Here is a 17836-nt window from a genome sequence, read left to right on the forward strand (position 1 = left end):
GTCGGGCGTGATGCACGGCATCGAACAGGCGCTCGATACGGTGCCGAAGGTAGACCGCGCCTACGACACGGTGGCCGGGCTCGCGGTGGTCGTCGGGCCCGGCGCGTGCACACTGGGGGTCGTACTCCGCTGTCGAGACGGAAAGGGGGGCGACTGATGAGAGTCGCGTTGGCACTGGGCTCCGGCGGCGCGCGTGGGTATACGCACATCGGGGTGATCAGGGAACTGCAGGCTCGCGGTCACGAGGTCGTGGGCGTGTCCGGGGCGTCGATGGGCGCCGTGGTCGGTTCGCTGCTCGCCGCCGGCAAGCTCGACGACTTCGAGACATGGGTCCGGGGCCTGAGCCAGCGGGATGTCCTGCGGCTGCTCGACGTGTCCTTCGCCGGCGGCGGGGCGATCCGCGCCAACAAGATCATGGGAGTGATCGGCGCGATGCTCGACGACGTGCGGATCGAGGACCTCGAGATCCCGTACACCGCGGTGGCCACCGACCTGCGGGCGCGCCGCGAGGTGTGGTTCACCCGCGGGCCGGCCGACATCGCGGTGCGTGCGTCGTTCGCCATCCCGAGCATCGTCACCCCGGCGATCGTGGGTGGTCGCCTCATGATCGACGGGGGCGTCACCAACCCGGTGCCGCTCGAGCCGTTGGCGTCGGTGGAGAGCGACCTCGTCCTGGCCGTCTCCCTGAACGGCAGGCGGTCGGGGATCCGCGGGTCCACCTTCCAGGTGAGCTCGGACCCCGACGAGGCGCCGTCCAAAGCCGATCCCAAGCCCTCGCGTCGGGGTGGTCCGGGGTCGGGGAGGTCGACCTCGAGGCTGTCCGGGCGCATCCGGACCGCCGCCGCCGATGTCCGCGACGCCGACCTGGTGCGCCTCGTCACCGCGCGCTTCAGCCAGGGTTCCGCGTCCGAGGTCGGGATCTTCGGAGACGGTGATGACACCGCCGCGCCGGACCTCGACTTCCCGGCGCGCCCGTCGCCGGAGGTCGAGGTCGCGGTCGAAGAGGGCGAGGAGGAGGTCCGCGAGGAGGCCAGGGCGGAGGAGAGGGGCCTGGAGGCGTTCCCCGGGACGCTCGGGATCTTCGATGTGGTCACCCAGTCGATCGAGGCCATGGAGAGCATCGTCGCCGGGTACCGCATGGCGGGGAACAGGCCCGACGTGCTGATCGAGGTCCCCTCGGACTCCTGCACGGCGTTCGACTTCCACAGGGCGGACGAGATGATCGCGCTAGGTCGACGGCTCACCGCCGAGGCGCTCGACCGGGCGGGGGTCGCGGACCCCCAGGGTTAGTTCTGGACCCCGTCCAGTTCCCGACCCCGTCTAGTTTCCGCCCTCGCCACGGCCGAGTTGCGGGAGGTGCTGCGAGCAGAACGCCTTGACCGCGGCCGCCACGACGACGGGCGCCTCCGTGATGGGCGCGCCCGGGTGGGCGTCGTTGTACTGGCGGGTCACGTCCACGTACCCCGCACCCCCGTCCAGGGAGGCGCAGGCGTCGCGCCCGCGGGTGAGGTAGTCCTGTTCGTCGTCGGCGTTCACGCCGACCGCGCGGATGTCGCGGAGGAACTCCTGGTCGGGGGTCAGGCTCCCGTCCCCGCCCGCGCCGACACGGCTCGTGGCCTCGCCGACGGCGGAGGTCGCCTGCGCGGCCGCGGAGCTCGCCTGGGCGGCGGCGGATCCCATGGCGCTGGTGGCCGAGCCGAGGGCGTCCTCCGCCGTCCCCTCGTTGCCGCACGAGGCCAGCACCAGCGTGAGTGACGCCAACCCCGCCGCCACGGCGACGGAGCGGCGCCGGGCCGGTCCCGGGGCGCGGCGGGCTGTGGAGACGCCGGCTGTGGAGATCTGCGCGGTGGAGATCAGAGCTGTGGAGCGGGGGGTGCGTGCGGCTGCGGTGGTCGACTGAGACACGGGGGGTCCTCCTGGGTCGGTGTCCGGCGCGGGGAGTGGATGACAGGCACGGGATGTGGATGCCAAGGGTAAGAGCTCGCGAGGCGGAACCGGGGCTGTTCGGCGGGGCCCGAGTGAGTGGTGTCACAATCGAGACGTGACCGAGATGGGTTTTGCGGAGGCGTTGGCACGGGGGGTGGGGGCGCTCGCCGACCCCCTGCGGGAGCCGGTGCTCGTCGCCCTTCCGATCTTCGTGCTGTTCGTGGCCGTCGAGTGGTTCTCGGCGAGGCTCCTGCAGGCCCGGGAGCCCGGGGGGTACCAGGCGCGCGACGCCGTGACGTCGCTGATCATGGGCGCGGCCTCGCAGGCGTTCTGGCTGGTCGGCAAGCTGGTCGGCCTGGTGCTCTACGCGGCGGTCTGGGTCTACGTCGCGCCGTGGCACCTGCCGACCGACGCGTGGTACACGTGGGTCCTGGCGATCGTCGGCACCGATTTCCTCTACTACTGGTACCACCGGTCCGCCCACCGCGTCCGCCTGGTGTGGGCCACGCACCAGGCCCACCACTCCAGTGAGTACTACAATTTCGCGACCGCGCTGCGGCAGAAGTGGAACAACTCCGGCGAGATCGTGGCGTGGCTGCCACTGCCGCTGCTGGGCGTGCCGCCGTGGATGGTGTTCACGGGATTCTCGATCTCGCTGGTCTACCAGTTCTTCGTCCACACCGAGCGCGTCGGACGGCTCTGGTCGCCACTCGAGTGGATCTTCAACACCCCGTCCCACCACCGTGTCCACCACGGGTCCGACGCGGAGTACCTCGACCGCAACTACGGCGGCATCCTCATCGTCTGGGACCGCATGTTCGGCACCTTCCGGCGCGAGACCCATCGTCCGACCTATGGCCTCACCACGCAGGTGGACTCGTACAACCCGTTCTGGCTGCAACTGCACGAGTACGTGGCCATCTGGCGCGACGTCCGGTCGGCGCGCTCGTGGCGTGAGCGGGCGGGTTTCGCGTTGGGCCCGCCGGGGTGGCGGCCCGCGGGGATGGCCGCCGCGACCCCCGCCGCGACCCCCGACTCGCCCCCCGCCGGAACACCCCCGTGGCCCGCCGACCCTCACTAGGGTGGGGCGCATGGGAATCGCGGCGCGCCTCACCGGCCCGCTCATCGTGGGTCCGGAGCGGCACGCGGAGGGCGTCCGACGGCTGCTGGCCAGCTTCGCCGCGGTCCCCCCGGGCGAGCCCGTCCGGCTGGCCAAGAAGACGTCCAACCTCTTCAGGCCGCGCGCCTCGTCGTCGTCGCCGGGCCTGGACACCACCGGCCTCACGCGCGTCGTCTCCGTGGATCCGGACGCCCGCACCGCCGACGTCCAGGGCATGTGCACCTACGAGGACCTGGTCGACGCCACCCTGCCGTTCGGGCTGATGCCGTACGTGGTGCCGCAGCTCAAGACCATCACGCTCGGCGGTGCCGTCACGGGACTCGGGATCGAGTCCACCTCGTTCCGGCTGGGGCTTCCCCACGAATCCGTGCTCGAGATGGACGTCCTCACCGGCACCGGCGAGATCGTCACCGCCCGCCCCGACGGCACCGACCGCGAGCGTGCCCTCCTGCGCGGCTTCCCCAACTCCTACGGCTCGCTGGGGTACGCGGTGCGGCTGCGGATCGCGCTCGAGCCCGTGGCGCGGTACGTCGGGCTCCGCCACGTCCGGTTCGACTCCCTCACCGCGCTCCAGGAGGCGGTGGCGCGGATCGCCGAGGAGAGGATCTACGACGACGAGGAGGTCGATTTCCTGGACGGGGTCGTGTTCTCCGCGGACGAGTCGTACCTCTGCCTGGGGCGGCGGACCGACGAGCCCGGGCCGGTCTCGGACTACTCGGGTGTGACCGACAAGCAGGCGGTCTTCTACCGCTCGATCCGGCACGGCGGTCCCGCCGGCTCGGTGGTCCGCGACCGCCTGACCATCCGCGACTACCTGTAGCGCTGGGACACCGACTGGTTCTGGTGCTCGCGGGCGTTCGGCGCGCAGAACCCGCTGATCCGCCGGCTGTGGCCGCAGCAGCTGCTCCGCTCGTCGGCGTACTGGAAGCTCATCGGGCTGGACCACAGGTACGACCTGGGCAACAGGATCGGCGCGCTCAGGGGCGAGGGGCCGCGCGAGCGCGTGGTGCAGGACGTCGAGGTGGCGGTGGACCGCACCGCCGAGTTCCTCGACTGGTTCCTGCGCGAGGTCCCCATCGAGCCGCTGTGGCTGTGCCCGTTGCGGCTGCGCGAGTCCACGCCGGCACCGGACCCGGGCGGGGGACGGGGCTCGGACCGGCCCTGGCCCCTGTACCCGCTCGCGCCGGAGACGACCTACGTCAACATCGGGTTCTGGTCCTCGGCCCCCATCGCCCCGGGCGAGGCGGACGGCGCGTGGAACCGGCGCATCGAGCGGGAGGTCTCCCAGCTCGGTGGGCACAAGTCGCTGTACTCGGAGGTCTTCTATCCGCGCGAGGAGTTCGAGCGCCTCTACGGCGGTGTCCACGCGGCGGGCCTCAAGGCGGAGTTCGACCCCGAGGGACGCTTCGCGACCCTCTACGACAAGGCGGTGGGTGCACGGTGAAGGACAGGATGACGATAGGGGAGATCGTCGGGGCGTTCGCCACCGGTGAGCCGCCCCTGCGGATCGAGGCCTACGACGGGTCGGCGGTCGGACCCGCCGACGGTGACCTGGTGCTACATCTGAAGAGTGAGAAGGCGCTGCAGTACATCATCACGGCGCCCGGCGACCTGGGGCTGGCCCGCGCGTACCTCATGGGCGAGCTCCAGGTGGACGGCGTCCACCCGGGCGCGCCCCACGACGTGTTCGGCGCGCTGGAGGTGTTCCGCAAGACCATGACGCGGACACCCGATGCGCGGACGATGCTGCGGATCGCCCGGTCGGTGGGAGCGGAGAACCTCACGGTCCCGCCGGTCCCCGAGCAGGAGGTCCGGCCCCCGTGGCAGCGGTTCCTCAACGGCATGCGCCGCCACTCCAAGGCGCGCGACTCGCAGGTGGTGAGCTACCACTACGACGTGTCCAACCGCTTCTACGAGCTGATCCTCGGGCCGTCCATGACGTACACGTGCGCCTGCTACCCGGACCCGGACGCCTCGCTCGAGGCGGCGCAGGAGAACAAGTACCGGCTGGTCTTTGACAAGCTCGGGCTGGAGGCCGGCGACCGCCTGCTGGACGTGGGCTGCGGGTGGGCGGGCATGGTCCGCTACGCCGCGCACCGGGGGGTCCACGTGATCGGCGTGACGCTGTCCGCGGAACAGGTGGAGTGGGGCCGCGCGGCCATCGAGGCCGAGGGGCTGGGGGACCTGGCCGAGGTGCGGCTGATGGACTACCGGGACGTCCCCGAGCGCGACTTCGACGCCATCAGCTCGATCGGCATCACCGAGCACATCGGGCGCAGGAACTACGGCGACTACTTCTCCCGGCTCCACGGCTACCTGAAGCCGGGAGGCCGGCTGCTCAACCACTGCATCACCCGGCCGGACAACTCCCGCTCGGCCAGGGCCGGGCAGTTCATCGACCGCTACATCTTCCCGGACGGTGAGCTGGCCGGAGCGGGGACGCTGCACGTCGAGGCCGAGAACGCCGGCTTCGAGGTGGTGCACGAGGAGAACCTGCGCCGGCACTACGCCATGACGCTCCGGGACTGGTGCGCCAACCTGGTCGAGCACTGGGACGAGGCGGTCGAGGAGGTGGGGGAGCCGATGGCCAAGCTGTGGGGGCTCTACATGGGCGCCTGCCAGTACGGATTCGAGCACAACAAGATCCAGCTGCACCAGATCCTCGCCGTGCGCCTGGGCGACACCATGACCTGGGACATCCCGCTGCGTCCGTGGTGGAGGCCCTGACCCGACCCGACCTGACGCTCGACCCCTGACCCCTGAACTCAGGGCGGGCCGGGCGTCAGGTCGGGTCGAGTGTCAGGTGAGGTCGAGCGCGAGCAGCACCTGGCCGGTCGGCGCCGGAGAGCCGCCCGCGGGCTCCTCGGTGATGCCGATCTGATCGGAGCCCCTGATGCCCTCGAGTCGGGCGGACGGGGACGGTCCCACCTGGCCGGATTCCATGGTCCCCGCCGAGATCGGCTCGTGGTCACCCATCAACCAGATCTGGTACGCGCGCCCCTCGGCGGGCTCCGGCAGGCCGGTCATGGAGAGGACCGCCATGTCCGCCTCCTTGGACGCGAGCACCGTGGCGTTGCCCGTCGCGCCGATCTCGCCGCGGGCCACCTCGAGGTCCTCGGCGGCCAGCAGGGACGTGATCCGGTCGGGCATGGTCGCCGACGGCGGGGCCGCGACGGGCAGGCCCCCCTCCGGGGCGGTCCCGTCGGTCAGTCTGCCGATCGTCACACCGGCCGCCACGAGCGCGACGGCGGCCGCCGCGGCGAGGAACATCATCGCTCCGGGACGCCGGCGCGCACGCGCCGCGCCCAGGTCGACGACGGTCCCGCCGCCACCGGACCGGTCCTCGTCCGACTCGGTCCCCCCGGCAGCCGCCGGGTCCGGGGTGGATCGCGCGCGAGGCGCCTCCTCGGCCACGAGCTCCAGGACGCGGTCCCGGAGCGCCGGCGGCGGGGGGACGTCCAGGTCCGCGTCGGCGACCAGGTCGGCCGCGAGCTCGCGGGTCGAGCGGATGTGCGCGAGCATCGACCTCCGCTGATCGGGCGTCGCGGACACGAGGGCGTGTTCGACGGCGTCGGCCTCCTGTGGGCTCAGGGCGTCGAGGGCGTAGAGATCGAGGTCCTCGGGAGGAACCGTGCCCGGGGACTCGGGGTGGTCGTGGTGCAGGACGGTCATGACAGCTCACCTCCCAGGCAGCTCTTGAGACGGCGCATGCCGTCGCGGATTCGGGACTTGACCGTGGGGAGCGCGGCGCCGAGTCGGTCGGCCACCTCCCGGTAGGTCAGCCCGGTGAAGTACGCCATCTCTATGGACTCGCGCTGGTTGTCGGTGAGGGTCCCCAGGCAGCGGCGGACGTTGGCGGCGTCCTGGTCGCGCGAGATCTGCTCGGTCACCTGCTCGGCGATGTCCCCGGCGTGGGTGACGGCGGTGGCCGCGTCGACCTCGTCCCGACGGGTGGCCGAACTCTCCGACCGCACCCGGTCCACCGCGCGGCGGTGGGCGATGGTCAACACCCAGGACTGGACCGACCCGAGCGCCGGGCTGTAGCCGGATGCCTGCTTCCAGACCTGCAGGAACACCTCCTGCACGGTCTCCTCGGCGTACCCGGGATCCCGCAGGATCCGGAGCGCGAGGCCGTGGACGCGGGGAGCCATGAGGTCGTAGAAACGGGCGAACGCATCGAGATCGCCGGCCGCCGCCAGTTCCAGCAGGCGCCCCGGGTCGGCCAGCGAGGTGGCGGTGGGTTCGGACACCCTCGACATTCTAGTGCGAACCGGCCGCGGTGCACGGGACGGGCGGGTCCCGGGCCGCGGGGCGAGGAGGACGGCCATCACGCCACCACCCGGAAGGTGCGGTTGTGCCAGCCGGTGGCGCCGTCGGGCACGGGCGTCCGTCGGGTCTCGGTCTGGACCTCGCCCGTCGAGTCGGTGGCCCGGACGTGCAGCGTGTGCAGTCCGGGTTCGGCGTCCCAGGTCCACGACCACATGCGCCAGGTGTCGACGGAGTACTCGGCGGACAGCCGGGCGTCCTGCCACGGCTCATCGTCGACCCGCACCTCCACCCGGTCGATCCCCCGACGCTGGGCCCACGCCGTACCGGCCACCACGACGGGCCCCGGGGCGAGCTCCGCCAGTGGTGCGGGCCTGTCGATGCGGCTGGCGGTGCGGATCGGGCCCTTCTCGCCCCAGCCGCGATCGGTCCAGTAGGCGCTGGCGCGGTCGAAGCGGGTCACCTCCCAGTCCACCACCCACTTGGTGGCCGAGACGTAGCCGTAGAGGCCGGGCACCACCTGCCTGACCGGGTAGCCGTGGTCCAGGGGAAGGGGGTCGCCGTTCATCCCGACGGCCAGGAGGGCGTCGCGGCCGTCGAGGAGGGCGTCCAGCGGCGTGCCGGCGGTCCAGCCGTCGACCGAGGTCGAAAGGAGCATGTCCGCCCCGGGCAGCGGCCCCGCCTCGGCGAGGAGGTCGGCGATCGGGAAACCGGTCCAGCTCGCGGTGCCCACCAGGTCGCCCCCGACCTCGTTGGACACGCACGTCAGGGTGACGATCCGCTCCTGCGCCTCGCGGCGGACCAGGTCCCCCCAGTCGATCTCGACCTCGCGTTCCACCATCCCGTGGATGCGGAGCCGCCAGTCGGCGGAGGTGATGGTGGGCACGCGCAGCGCCGTGTCGATGCGGTAGAAATCCTCGTTCCGCGTGAGAAAGCCCGTCACCCCGGGGGCGTCGGGGACGACGTCGGCGGGGACCGGCGGGGCCGCGTTCCGGGAGAGCACGGCGGGCAGGCGCAGCCCGGTCCGGTCGGCGAGGACGTCGGCCGCCCTCCGGCCGAGGGCGGCTCCGGTCGCCCCCGCGGCGGCGATCACGGCGAGCGACGATCCGGCCAGTGCGAGGAAGCGTCGCCGGTCGGGGTGCTCCGCCGTCACCGGGCCAGCGTCGCCGTCAGCGTCACCGTCCGCGTCACCCTGCGCCCGGGACCGGGGGGATTCGGCGTAGAGGGCCCCGATGAGAAGCCGGAGGGCGAGCACGCCGGCGGCGGAGCCGAGCAGCGTCGGCACCGCCCACGCCGGGCCGCCCGTCGGTCGGGTCGCCGCGGCGAGTGCGCCGACCACCCCGAGCACCAGGATGATCGCGGAGCCGGTGGGGCGGTGGGGACGCTCCACCAGACCGGAGAGAGCACCGACCGCGACCAGGATCACGGAGAGGCCGAGCAGCAGCGCCGGCTTGTCGGCGGTGCCGAGCGCGTCGATCGTCGCCTCGCGGACGACCGCCGGGGCCCGGTCCACGACCGTGTCGGCCACCGCGAGGAACGGGGACGAGCGGCTGTCGAGGGTGCCCGCGATCGCGTGACCCACCGCGAGGGCGACACCGGTCGCGAGGAGTCCCGCGATCGCCCGGGCCGCGACGGGGGGATGTTGTTGGCCTGTCTTCACATCTGGTGTTCGGAGCGGGGCCGCCGTCGGACCGGTCGGAGAAAGTTCCGATCCGACACCCATCCGGCCCCGCCACAGTGTCGAAGTACCGGTGACCCAGCACACGGGCCCCAACGACCGAGGGCTCCATCGGAAGGACCATCATCATGGGCATCAAGATCTCCCGACGCATGGCATCTGTCGCGGCGGCCGCCGCGGTCAGCGGGCTCGTCCTGGCCGGCTGCTCCACCGACGACGGCTCGTCCGACGCCGAGGCGACCTCGTCGCCGATGGCCACCTCCTCCGCGATGGCCTCGTCCTCCGCGACCTCGAGCATGGCCGCCGACCCGGCCGCGATGCTCGTCGGCCCCGGCTGTGCGGACTACGCCGAGTCCAACCCGAGCGGCCCCGCGTCGGTCGACGGCATGGCCATGGAGCCGGTCGCCACCGCAGCCTCCAACAACCCGCTGCTCAGCACGCTCGCGTCGGCCCTGTCCGGCGGCGTGAACCCGGATGTCGACCTGGTCGACACCCTCAACAGCGGCGAGTACACCGTCTTCGCGCCCGTCAACGACGCCTTTGCGGCGATCGACGCCGCGACGTTGCAGACGCTGCAGACCGACCCCGAACTGCTCACCGGCATCCTCACCTACCACGTGGTGAAGGGACAGGCCTCGCCCAAGGACGTCGTGGGTGGCCACACCACGCTCAACGGCGCGGACGTCGAGGTCACCGGCGAGGGCGACGAGCTGAAGGTCAACGGCGCGAACGTGATCTGCGGCGGCGTCCAGACCGCCAACGCGACCGTCTACCTGATCGACCAGGTCCTCATCCCCGAGCAGTGACGGACTGAGGGGTTCCCCTCCTCACCCCGCCACGGTGGCCCGGGTCGACGCGCGAGCGTCGACCCGGGCCACCGGCGTGTACCGGATCAGAACCACTCGTCGCGCATGTCGAGGGTGATGCGGTCCCCCGCGGCGAGCAGGTCGAACTTGGCGTCGACCAGGGGGAGTTCCCGCCGGAGGAAGTACCGGGCCGCCCGGAGCTTGCCGGCGGCAAACGCATCGGCGTCGTCGGCGACCCGCGAGCCCAGGGCCAGCACCTGCTCCAGCCAGATCCACGCGATCACCACATGCCCGGCGGCCTCGAGGTACTCGGTGGCGTCGGCGAGGAACGCCTCGGGGTCGGTGGCGCCCACCGCGGCCAGGGCGGTGGTGACCTCGATGAGCCGGGTGACCCGCGGCCGCAGCAGCGACGCCAGCTCGGCGAGCTCGCCGCCGGTTCCCGACGCCCGGTCGCACGTCGCGGTGATCCGGTCGGTCAGCGCGGCGAGCCCGGCCCCGCCCCCGGCGAGGACCTTGCGGCCGAGCAGGTCCCGACCCTGGATCCCGTGGGTGCCCTCGTGGATGGGGTTGAGCCGGTTGTCGCGGTAGTGCTGTTCCACGTCGTAGTCGATCGTGTACCCGGCCCCGCCGAGCACCTGCACCGCCAGCTCGTTGGCCTTGAGACACCACTGCGACGGCCACGACTTGGCGATCGGGGTGAGCACGTCGAGCAGCATCGTGGCGACCGCGGACTCCTCCGGTGAGCCGGTCTTGTCGTCGTCGACGAGCCTCGCGCAGTACAGGCCCAATGCCAGCGCGCCCTCCACGTACGCCTTCTGGGCGAGCAGCATCCGCCGCACGTCCGCGTGCCCGGTGAGCATGACCTGCGGGGAGGACGGATCCGCGCCGACCGGCCGGCCCTGGGGCCGGGTGCGGGCGTAGTCGAGCGATTTGAGGTAGCCGGTGTACCCCAGCGCCGTGGCGCCCAGGCCCACGCCGAGGCGGGCCTCGTTCATCATGGTGAACATCTTCTTGAGCCCGGTGTTCTCCTGCCCGACCAGGTAGCCGACCGCGCCCGGCCGGCCGCCGGGCGTGTGCAGGCCCTGGCCGAGGGTGGGCGCGGTGTTGACCGTGCCGCGGAAGCCCATCTTGTGGTTGAGGCCGGTGACGACGACGTCGTTGCGCTCGCCGAGCGAGCCCGCGTCGTCCACCAGGAACTTCGGCACGATGAACAGGCTGATCCCGCGCGTCCCGGCCGGGGACCCGGGGACCTTGGCCAACACCAGGTGCACGATGTTCTCCGCCATCGGGTGCTCGCCGCCCGAGATCCACATCTTCTGCCCGAACAGCCGGTAGGTGCCGTCCGGCTGAGGCTCGGCGCGCGTGGTGATGTCCGCGAGGTTGGAGCCGGCCTGCGGCTCGGACAGGCACATCGTGCCGGTGAACCGTCCCTCGATCATCGGGCGGACGTACCGCTCGATCTGCTCGTCCGACCCGTGCGCCAGGAGCAGGTTCGCGTTGCCGGTGGTGAGCAGCGGGTACGCGGCGGTGGAGACGTTGGCGGCGTAGAACCACGCCATGCACGCCAGGTATGCGGTGTAGGGGAGCTGCATGCCCCCGACCTCGGCGTCCATCGCCGCGCCCACCAGGTCGGCCGCGGCGAAGCGCTCGAGCGCCTCGCCGATCTCCGGGATGAGCTCCACGTCCTGGCCCACCAACCGCGGCTCGTGGAGGTCCGACTTGCGGTTGTGGGGCGCGAAGTACTTCTCGGCGAGCTCGGCCGACAGGTCCACCACCGCGTCGATCGTCTCCCGCGAGTGGTCCGCGTACCGCGGCCGGGCGCAGAGGTCGGACACGGCCAGCCAGTCGTGCAGGAGGAAGTCGAGGTCGGCGCGGGACAGCAGGTGCGAGGGGGTCATGACCCGCAGGCTACTCGCGGCCGACGACACCGCCCGTGGCCCGCGCGAACTTCTGCCCCATCCCCGTCATGGTCCTGGCGTAGACCGCTGGCAGGAAGCGCTTGCCGCGGTAGGAGCGCCGGGCCTCGGGGTCCGGGAGGACGAGGAACTGCTTGGCGTCGAGGGCGGTCATCACCTCGGCCGCGATGTCCTGGGCGCCGCGCTCGGAGCGCTCGATGAGCTTGCTCGCGAATCCGCTGGCGGCGGGGTCCGAGACGTTGAGGCTGGAGGCGAGGTTGGTGCGGAAGAACGACGGGCAGAGCACGGAGACGTCGACCCCGAAGGGCTCGAGCTCCCACCGCAGGCTCTCGGAGATCGCCACCACCGCCGCCTTGACCGCGGTGTAGGACGTCATGGTGGGCGGGTGCACGAGCCCGGCGAGCGAGGCGGTGTTGACGATGTGTCCGCGGCCCTGGCCCTTGAGCATCGGCACGAAGGTGCGGCAGCCGCGGGCCACCCCCAGGAGGTTGATGTCCACGATGAGCTGCCAGTCCTGCTCGGTGAGGAGCTCGATCCGGCCGCCCTGCGCGATGCCGGCGTTGTTGACCAGCACGTCGAGGCCGCCCCAGATCTGCTCGACCTCCGCCCGGGCGGCCTTCCACTCGTCCTCGGACCGCACGTCGAGCCGGAGGTAGCGGGCGTCGGAGGGGACCGTCGACGGGCGCTCGTCGGTGGGGGCGAGGTCGGTGACGATCACGCGGTCGCCGCGTTCGAGGAACGCCGTCGCCAGCGCCAGGCCCAGCCCCGAGGCGCCCCCGGTGACCAGCACGCGCCGGTTTGTGTCCTCCGGGGACGGGTGGGAGGACGGGGCGAACGGCAGTCGGGACAGTCCGGGGACCGGAAGATCGGGCAGGGAGATGCTGGGCAGGCGCATGGGGAGAAACTACCGAGCGGGCAGGGGCGCCGGTTGTCCGACACCCCCGAGGAAGTCCGCGGCCATCGCCACCGCCGGCCCCGAGGAGTCCGCGCCCTCGATGAGCACCGCCAGCGCGAGGTCCCCGGTGGAGCCGACGAACCAGCCGTGGGCGGGGCCGGAGGCCACCTCGGCCGTCCCGGTCTTGCCGCCCAGCCCGGGGATCGACGACGCCGCCGTGGCGGTGCCCGACCGGACGGTCTGCTCCATGTATCGGCGCAGGGTGTCCACGACGCCGCGGTCGAGCGGTGGGGGTGACTGGTCGGCCACGGCCGGCATGCCGGCGATCACCGACGGCAGGATCATCCGACCGCCGTTCGCGAGCGAGGCCTCCAGGACGGCCATGCCGAACGGGCTGGCCAGCACCTCGCCCTGCCCGATCGCCGCCTCCACCCTCGCCGGTCCCCGCTCGGTGACCGGCACCTGCCCGGTGATGGTGGTCAGGCCCGGGGTGGTGAAGTCCACGCCCAGCCCGAGCGAGGCCGCGGTGTCCCGCATCGCCTCGGGGGTCAGCCGGTCGCTGATCACGGCCTGGCTGGTGTTGCACGAGCGCGCGAACGCGGTCTCCAAAGGGACCGGGCCGAGCGCGAAGTCGCCGTCGTTGGGGATGGTCCGCCCCGAGACCGTGATCTGCGCCGGGCACGGGACGATCTCGTCCTCACCCACGACCCCGGCCTGGAGCGCGGCGGCCGTGGTGACGGTCTTGAAGGTGGACCCCGGCGGGAACAACCCCTGCAGCGAGACCGGCCCCTGGGCGTCCGCGGCCTGGTTCTGGGCGACGGCCAGGACCCCGCCGGTCGAGGGCTGGATCGCGACGATCGAGGCGGCCCGGCCCGAGGCGTCAACGGCGCGCTGGGCCTCGAGTTGGATGGACGGCTGGAGGGTGGACACCAGGTCGGCGACCTCCCCGGCGGGCGCTCCGCCGAGGGGGATGGGCGCGACCCCGGGGTTGGCGATCTCCGCCGACCAGCCGCCCGCCGCCCGCAGCGCCTCGAGCCACGCGTCGGGCAGCCCGGTGAGGGCAGGGGATCGCAGGGCCCGGTCGACCTGGATCAGGCGTCCGCTCTCGGCGAGCGAGACGCCGGGGACGGCGGCGAGCCGCTCGCGGAGCGGATCGACGTCGGCGGGCCGCAGGTCCACCACCTGATAGGGCTGGTCGGGCGTGGCGGCCATGCCGTCGCGGATCGACTGCCCGGTGATCGTCGGCGCCGGCCCGCTCACCAGCGCGGCGACGGCGTCCGCGCTCCCGGCGGCGTCCGGCGCGATCGTCACCGCCGTGACCGGCGTCCACTGCATGAGCGGCGCGCCGGTGCGGTCGACGATGTCGGTGGCGTAGTCGAGTTCCTCTACGAACGTCAGGCGGCCCCCGTCGAGCAGCCGGGTGTCGAGGACGGTCGGTGCCCACTCGACCCTCCACTCCCCGTCCACCTCGGTCGTGCGGGCCTGCCCTGAGGTGGTGACCGTGCGCGGTGCGGTGCCCGGAGCCGCGCCGTCCGCCGCCAGGGTCCACGTGTACTCCACGGTGACCGGGTCCCGATCGGGGCGGCGGTCCCCGTCGGGGGTGGAGGAGGCGAGGACCGGGTACCCCATGCCGGCGAGGCTGGCGGTGAGGGCCTCCTGGGCGGCCTCCGGCGCGGTGGTCAGGGCGGCGGCCCTGGTGACGTCGCCGCCGGCCAGGGCCTCGCGGAAGTCGCGCAGTTCGTCGGCGCCGGTGTCGCCGGTGAGCGCGGCGCACCCGGTACCGGCGACGACGACGACGAGGGCCGCAGCCACCAGGCCGGCGGTCCGGCGGCGGCCCCTGCGGGGAGCGCGAAGGTGGGACGACTCGGTGCTCATGCGTCCACGAAACCAGACTCGGGCCCGCCGCGCTGCCTGCCGTCAGTGGCCGGGACCCCCGCGGCCGCCGAGGACGCCCGCGTCGGCCCCCTTGAGGATCGCGTCCGCGTCCGCCCGGGTGAGGGTGCCGTCCGCGACGGCCGCGTCCAGGCGGTCGCTCAGTTCGGCCCTGCGCTCCTGGTCCCGCTCGGCGTGCACGGTGTCGAGCGCGGCGGCGACCTCCTCCTGGGAGACGCCGAGCTTCTCGGCGAGGGCGGAGGCCATCTCCGCCTGCCGGGTCTCGCGGTCGGGCCGCGTCCCGTCGGTCTGGCCCTCCGTCCGCAGTTCGTCGCGCACGTCCCGCAGCGCCTGCTCGACCTCCGCGGTGTCCTTGCCGAGCGCCGTGGCGATCTCGGAGGCCATCTGGTCGGAACGGTCGCCCATCCGGTCGCCCATCCCGTGGCCCCCGCCGCCCTTGCCGCCGCGGCCGCCGTCAGCATGCTGCCCGGTGGTGGTGTCCGACCCGGTGTCGTCCTGGGCGTTGGCGACGGCCAGCCCGCCCACGCCGACGGCGGCGACCACGGCGAGCCCGCCGAGCGCGGCGACGGTCTTCTTCGACAGGGTGCGGCGCGGGGCCGAGCCGTCGCTCTGCGTGGTTCCGTATTCCTGCACGGGGTTCCTCCTCGTTCTCCGGCCCGGGTCCGTCCCCGGCCTCGACCCCACTCTCGCCGCCGTCGGTGGGAGGCGGCTTGAGGCGACCTGCGAGGTTGCTGTGAGTCGCGGCCGGTGTCCAGCGACTTCACAGCAACCCTCCAGGGAGTTGACTGGTTCGGCTCCTACCGTCGGGACGTCCACACCACGACGATCGCCCCCGCGAGGAGGACTCCATGTCCCGTATCCGCCGCTCACCCGCCGCCGGCCACACCGCTGCCGGAGGTGGCGACCAGCCGCACGACCACGACCTGGGTCTGCACCACGATCTCGCCGTGATGAACCGGCGGGCGGCGCTCCGGGGCCTGTTCGGCGTGGCCGGGCTGGGGGCGGTGGGTCTGGCCGTGGGCTGCGCTCCGGGAGGCGAGGCCGGGGACGCGTCCCCGGCCGGTGACACGGCTGCGGGAGGCGGGACCGCCTCGTCGTCGTCGACCTCCACGGCACCCGTCCCGGACGGGTGTTCCGATCCCGCGCCCGGCGAGACCGCCGGCCCCTACCCCGGTGACGGTTCCAACGGCCCCAACGTCCTGGTGGAGTCCGGCGTCCACCGATCGGACATCACCTCCAGCTTCAACGGCATGACCGGCACGGCCGAGGGCGTGCCGATGACGCTGACGATGACCCTGCAGGACCTCGTTGAGGGCTGCGCACCCGGCGAGGGCATGGCCGTCTACGTCTGGCACTGCGACCGGGAGGGCCGCTACTCCCTCTACAACGAGGGGGTCACCGACCAGAACTACCTGCGCGGCGTCCAGACCGCGGACGAGTCCGGCCGCGTGGAGTTCCGCAGCATCTTCCCCGCCTGCTACTCCGGTCGGTGGCCGCACGTGCACTTCGAGGTCTACGACTCGCTGGCCTCTGCGGTGGCCGGCGAGAACGCCCGCCTGACCTCGCAGATCGCGCTGCCGGCGGAGGTCGCCGACGCCGTCTACGCGCACGACCCCGGCTACGGCGCCTCGATCCGCAACATGGCCGGGGTGAGCCTGGAGTCCGACATGGTCTTCTCCGACGGGTGGCAGGCGCAGATGCCCACGGTGACCGGCTCGCCGGAGACCGGATACGAGGTGCGGATCACCATCGGCGTCGCCGCCGCCGAGGACAACGCCCCCGGTGGACCCGGTGGACCCGGTGGACCCGGTGGACCCGGCGGTCCCCGCGGTCCCGGCGGTCCCGGTGGGTCGTCCTGACGGTGGGGCAGACTCTCCTCATGGACATCGGCCGGGATCATCGCGGGGGAACGCGCGTGCTGGTGTGTGACGACGAGCCGGGCATCGTTGAGCTCCTGCAGGTGAGCCTCAAGTTCCAGGGCTTCGAGGTGGCCACCGCCCGGGACGGCGCGCAAGCGATCGACGTGGCCCGCGGTTTCCGCCCCGACGTGGTGGTGCTCGACGTGATGATGCCGCGGATGGACGGATTCGACACGATCGGCCGGCTCCGCGCGGACGGCTGCGACGCCCCGGTGCTGTTCCTCACCGCCCGCGACGCGGTCGAGGACCGCGTCCGCGGGCTCACGGTCGGCGGCGACGACTACGTGACCAAGCCGTTCAGCCTGGAGGAGGTGATCGCCCGGGTCCGGGTCCTGGCCCGGCGTGGCACCGCCCCCCGGGACGAGGCGGCCGACAGCCGGATCACGTTCGCCGACCTCGAGCTCGACGACGACACCCACGAGGTGTTCAAGGCGGGTGACCCTGTCGCCCTCTCGCCCACGGAGTTCCGGCTGCTCCGATACTTCATGGTCAACGCCGGGGTGGTCCTGTCCAAGAGCCGGATCCTCGACCACGTGTGGGACTACGACTTCGGCGGCGACGCCGGGGTGGTCGAGTCGTACGTCAGCTACCTGCGCCGCAAGGTCGACACCGGCCCGGTCAAGTACCTCCACACCCTGCGCGGGGTCGGGTACGTCCTGCGTGAACCGCGATGACCCCGGACACGCGGGGGACCGAGGTCCGGCGCCCCGGCCCCCTCGACCGCCTCCCGCTGAGGGTGCTCCTCGTGGGGACGATGCTGCTGCTCGTGGCCGCGGGACTGCTCGTCTCGGGCGCGGCGGTGGCCCTGACGATGCGGGCGCAGCTCGTCGAGCGTGTCGACGATCAGCTGGCCGACGGAGTGCGGAGCTGGGCGCACCGGGGCACCCCGGACGCCAGACCGACCGCCCCGTCCCGGCAGCCGCGGTCGGGCCAACCGTCGCGGGAGCGTCCGCCGTCGCAGTTCTACGTCGAGGAGCGCGCCGCCGACGGCACTGTCCTCCTCGTGGTGGACGACATCGGCGCCCGCCCCGCCGTGCCCGCCGACCTCCCCCCGGGTGAGCCCCGGACCGTCCCCTCCGCGGGCGGAGGCGCCTGGCGGGTCCTCGCGACGCCCGCCCGGGGCGGCGTGGTGGTGCTGGGGCTCCCGCTGGACCGCCAGGTCGACCGCACGGTCGGGCTGCTCGTCGGGGTGTCGGCCGCCGTCGGGGCGGGGGTGCTGCTCGTGGTGGGCACAGCCGGCTGGTACCTCGTTCGCCGGGCGCTGCGGCCCCTCGGGCAGGTCAGCGAGGCGGCGGGGCAGATCGCGGCCGGCGACCTGGACCGGCGGTTGCCGGGGCGCCCCGCGGGGCCGGAGGGCGGGGGGCGCCCCCCCCCGCTCCACCAGAGGATCGACCGGCGCCCGGCCGCCCCCCCCCCC

Annotated in this window: 15 protein-coding genes and 1 pseudogene; 8 read left to right on the forward strand and 8 right to left on the reverse strand. The window is 72.9% G+C overall.

Annotation, left to right across the window (positions count from 1 at the left end; all coding sequences use genetic code 11):
• The first annotated feature begins 156 nt into the window (after positions 1 to 156).
• Positions 157 to 1290, forward strand: a complete 1134-nt coding sequence (locus Q0444_RS13940; protein WP_299023513.1) for a patatin-like phospholipase family protein — start codon at positions 157 to 159, stop codon at positions 1288 to 1290.
• Between the two features lie 30 nt (positions 1291 to 1320).
• Here the strand turns inward: Q0444_RS13940 and Q0444_RS13945 are convergent, their stop codons facing one another.
• The gene (locus Q0444_RS13945; protein WP_299023515.1) at positions 1321 to 1905 is read right to left on the reverse strand and encodes a DUF732 domain-containing protein; all 585 of its coding nucleotides are present in this window, start codon (positions 1903 to 1905) and stop codon (positions 1321 to 1323) included.
• 145 nt (positions 1906 to 2050) lie between these two features.
• Between Q0444_RS13945 and Q0444_RS13950 the strand changes: the two genes are divergently transcribed.
• The 3 genes and pseudogenes from Q0444_RS13950 (at position 2051) to Q0444_RS13960 (ending at position 5773) form a co-directional block, all read left to right on the forward strand.
• Positions 2051 to 3007, forward strand: coding sequence for a sterol desaturase family protein (locus Q0444_RS13950; RefSeq protein WP_291082916.1), 957 nt, complete (start codon positions 2051 to 2053; stop codon positions 3005 to 3007).
• 10 nt (positions 3008 to 3017) lie between these two features.
• Positions 3018 to 4490 (forward strand): annotated as a pseudogene (locus Q0444_RS13955) (FAD-binding oxidoreductase).
• An 8-nt stretch (positions 4491 to 4498) separates the two neighbouring features.
• Positions 4499 to 5773: a class I SAM-dependent methyltransferase gene (locus tag Q0444_RS13960; RefSeq protein ID WP_291082843.1), complete on the forward strand. Its 1275-nt coding sequence runs from the start codon at positions 4499 to 4501 to the stop codon at positions 5771 to 5773.
• Between the two features lie 72 nt (positions 5774 to 5845).
• Here the strand turns inward: Q0444_RS13960 and Q0444_RS13965 are convergent, their stop codons facing one another.
• The 3 genes from Q0444_RS13965 to Q0444_RS13975 form a co-directional block, all read right to left on the reverse strand.
• A complete protein-coding gene (locus Q0444_RS13965; protein WP_291082846.1) occupies positions 5846 to 6718 on the reverse strand; it encodes an anti-sigma factor in 873 nt (290 codons plus the stop codon).
• A complete protein-coding gene (gene sigK / locus Q0444_RS13970; RefSeq protein ID WP_291082849.1) occupies positions 6715 to 7305 on the reverse strand; it encodes an ECF RNA polymerase sigma factor SigK in 591 nt (196 codons plus the stop codon). Before sigK ends, Q0444_RS13965 begins: the two co-directional genes overlap by 4 nt.
• Before the next feature lie 68 nt (positions 7306 to 7373).
• The gene (locus tag Q0444_RS13975; protein ID WP_299023519.1) at positions 7374 to 8972 is read right to left on the reverse strand and encodes a molybdopterin-dependent oxidoreductase; all 1599 of its coding nucleotides are present in this window, start codon (positions 8970 to 8972) and stop codon (positions 7374 to 7376) included.
• A 146-nt stretch (positions 8973 to 9118) separates the two neighbouring features.
• Here Q0444_RS13975 and Q0444_RS13980 point away from each other — a divergent pair, with 146 nt between their 5' ends.
• Positions 9119 to 9796 carry a fasciclin domain-containing protein gene (locus Q0444_RS13980; protein WP_299023520.1) on the forward strand — a complete coding sequence of 226 codons (678 nt, stop codon included), beginning with the start codon at positions 9119 to 9121 and terminating at the stop codon, positions 9794 to 9796.
• 86 nt (positions 9797 to 9882) lie between these two features.
• Here the strand turns inward: Q0444_RS13980 and Q0444_RS13985 are convergent, their stop codons facing one another.
• Genes Q0444_RS13985 through Q0444_RS14000 form a run of 4 tightly spaced genes read right to left on the reverse strand, consistent with a single transcriptional unit; the run spans position 9883 to position 15133 of the window.
• Positions 9883 to 11694, reverse strand: a complete 1812-nt coding sequence (locus Q0444_RS13985) for an acyl-CoA dehydrogenase (protein WP_299023522.1) — start codon at positions 11692 to 11694, stop codon at positions 9883 to 9885.
• A gap of 10 nt (positions 11695 to 11704) precedes the next feature.
• Positions 11705 to 12607, reverse strand: coding sequence for an SDR family NAD(P)-dependent oxidoreductase (locus Q0444_RS13990; protein ID WP_291082862.1), 903 nt, complete (start codon positions 12605 to 12607; stop codon positions 11705 to 11707).
• Between the two features lie 9 nt (positions 12608 to 12616).
• Positions 12617 to 14482 (reverse strand): penicillin-binding transpeptidase domain-containing protein, encoded by a 1866-nt coding sequence (locus Q0444_RS13995; protein ID WP_291082865.1) that lies wholly within the window; start codon positions 14480 to 14482, stop codon positions 12617 to 12619.
• A 42-nt stretch (positions 14483 to 14524) separates the two neighbouring features.
• Positions 14525 to 15133: a hypothetical protein gene (locus tag Q0444_RS14000; protein ID WP_291082869.1), complete on the reverse strand. Its 609-nt coding sequence runs from the start codon at positions 15131 to 15133 to the stop codon at positions 14525 to 14527.
• Positions 15134 to 15348: 215 nt separating this feature from the next.
• Here Q0444_RS14000 and Q0444_RS14005 point away from each other — a divergent pair, with 215 nt between their 5' ends.
• From Q0444_RS14005 to Q0444_RS14015, 3 genes are all read left to right on the forward strand, one after another.
• Complete coding sequence (locus Q0444_RS14005) at positions 15349 to 16359, forward strand: intradiol ring-cleavage dioxygenase (protein WP_299023526.1); 1011 nt, start codon at positions 15349 to 15351, stop codon at positions 16357 to 16359.
• A 20-nt stretch (positions 16360 to 16379) separates the two neighbouring features.
• Positions 16380 to 17093, forward strand: a complete 714-nt coding sequence (locus tag Q0444_RS14010) for a response regulator transcription factor (protein ID WP_291082875.1) — start codon at positions 16380 to 16382, stop codon at positions 17091 to 17093.
• A partial coding sequence (locus tag Q0444_RS14015) for a HAMP domain-containing protein (RefSeq protein ID WP_299023529.1) occupies positions 17090 to 17836 on the forward strand: 747 nt, incomplete at its 3' end. The genes Q0444_RS14010 and Q0444_RS14015, both read left to right, overlap by 4 nt.

The sequence above is a fragment of the uncultured Dietzia sp. genome, from assembly GCF_937873725.1.
In the GTDB taxonomy this organism is placed as follows: Bacteria; Actinomycetota; Actinomycetes; order Mycobacteriales; family Mycobacteriaceae; genus Dietzia.